The organism is Streptomyces graminilatus (assembly GCF_001418565.1).
GTDB classification, from domain to species: domain Bacteria; phylum Actinomycetota; class Actinomycetes; order Streptomycetales; family Streptomycetaceae; genus Streptomyces; species Streptomyces graminilatus.
In genome coordinates this window covers 1-2105 of sequence record NZ_LIQQ01000810.1, presented here as the reverse complement: position 1 = coordinate 2105, position 2105 = coordinate 1, and the positions used below count along the sequence as shown (strand labels likewise).

Here is a 2105-nt window from a genome sequence, read left to right as displayed (position 1 = left end):
GGGGTGTCGGCTGGCGGGGCGGGAGCGGAGAGCGGGCAGTGTCACCGGTGCGGCCGATGCCGATGCCGATGCCGTTGCCGATGCGTTGCGGTCGCCGAGGTCGTTCCGGAAGGATTCTGATTCTCCGGCCGGTTCTCTCCAATCACCCCCCATCTGACCTGGGTCTTTTGCGGGTTCGGGGGCGTTGTCAGTGGTACCCCGTAATCTCGCAAGGGATGGGACAGGCGTGGAGATGCTCGGGGCTGCGGTGGACGGCGGACGGTCCCGTGCTGCGGTGGGACGGTGGGCGCGACAGCGCGCTGACCTGGGGGAAGCGGGTGGCCTTCGGGGTCGCGGAAGGGGGCGTACGGACATGTGTGGGAGCGCGGGGGAACGCCTGTCCGATGCGGACGGGGGTGTCCGGGCGGAGCACGGGGGCACGGTGCGAGGAGTGCGCGCGGCTGGACCGGGCGCACTCGGTCGCCGCCGACACGATCGCGGACGATCCCCAGCCCTATCACGTATATCTGGCGTGGTTCGGGCCCGGGATGACCAAGGTCGGCATCACGGCGTTGGAGCGGGGCTCGGCGCGGCTGCTTGAGCAGGGTGCCGTCGCCTTCAGTTGGCTCGGTGCCGGCCCGCTGATGGCCGCCCGGCGTACCGAGGAACTGCTGAGGGCCGCGCTCGGGGTCCCGGACCGGATTCCGTACGCCGACAAGAGGGCGGTGCGGGCCGTGCTGCCGGGGTCGGCGGCGGAGCGGGCCGCCGAGGTCGAGGACCTGCATGCCCGGGCGGTGGGGCTGGGCGGCTGGCCCGACTCCCTGGAGCGGGCGTCCTGCCAAGTCGTCGACCATGTGGAGGTGTTCGGGCTGGTGGGGCTGGCCCAGCAGCTTGCGGGGCCAGCCCCGGCCTTGGGTGCCGTGAGCGAACTGGTGGCGGGGGGTGTCGTCGGGGGCGAGCTGGTGGCGGCGGCCGGGCCCGATCTGCATCTCGCGGTCGAGTACGGGCGAGGAAACGGGAGTAGGGATGGTAGGAGGGGTGTGGTCGTGCTGGACACCAGGTTGATGACCGGGTGGGAGCTGATACCCGTCGGGGGCGGTGGACTCACCGTTCCTGTGCGGGAGTTCAAGGGGGCGAAGGGCGTGGAGGGGGCGGCTGGGGTGCAGGACGGGTTGTTCTGAGCCTCGGCGCCACGCGATGTCGGGTTCCGTGCCATGTCGGGCTCCACTCGGAGGTTCCAAGGAGTTCCCTGAGACCTGCCTGTGCGTTTCTCAGGCAAATCACAGGTTCCGAAAAGCCTGTTCTCAGAGGGCGCCGACAGGCTTTCCGCTATGACCACGATCTCGCCCCAGGGGCGTACCGAACTGCTGAGGGCGGACGGGAACCCCGTCCGGGTGCTGGTGGTGGACGACGAGCTGTCGATCACCGAGCTGCTGTCCATGGCCCTTCGCTACGAGGGCTGGCAGATCCGCAGCGCGGGTGACGGGACGGGTGCGGTGCAGACCGCGCGCGAGTTCCGTCCCGATGTCGTCGTGCTCGACATGATGCTGCCCGACATGGACGGCCTCGCCGTGCTCGGCCGCCTGCGGCGCGAGCTGCCCGAGGTGCCCGTGCTGTTCCTGACCGCGAAGGACGCCGTCGAGGACCGGATCGCGGGCCTCACCGCCGGTGGCGACGACTACGTCACCAAGCCCTTCAGCCTCGAAGAGGTCGTGGCGCGACTGCGCGGCCTGATCCGGCGCTCCGGTGCCAGTGACCGGCGCTCGGACTCCGTCCTGGTCGTCGGTGACCTCACCCTCGACGAGGACAGCCACGAGGTCTCGCGGGCCGGGGACGGCATCCACCTCACCGCGACCGAGTTCGAACTGCTGCGCTTCCTGATGCGTAATCCGCGGCGCGTCCTCAGCAAGGCGCAGATACTCGACCGCGTGTGGTCGTACGACTTCGGCGGCCAGGCGAACGTCGTCGAGCTGTACATCTCCTACCTGCGGCGGAAGATCGACGCCGGGCGCGAGCCGATGATCCACACCCGGCGTGGCGCCGGGTATCTGATCAAGCCCGCAGTCTGACCTGTGTCAAAGGTTCGGCGGCGGAGCAGACCGCGCCCGCGCACGCTGCGTACGCGG

General features: G+C 70.1%; 2 protein-coding genes. Both read left to right on the top strand.

Annotated features, from left to right (window positions below; all coding sequences use genetic code 11):
* The first annotated feature begins 215 nt into the window (after positions 1-215).
* On the top strand, positions 216-1160 hold the full coding sequence (locus AOK08_RS41790) for a DUF2797 domain-containing protein (protein WP_055535800.1): 945 nt from the start codon (positions 216-218) through the stop codon (positions 1158-1160).
* 150 nt (positions 1161-1310) lie between these two features.
* On the top strand, positions 1311-2048 hold the full coding sequence (locus AOK08_RS41785) for a response regulator transcription factor (RefSeq protein ID WP_198539568.1): 738 nt from the start codon (positions 1311-1313) through the stop codon (positions 2046-2048).
* Positions 2049-2105 lie beyond the last annotated feature (57 nt).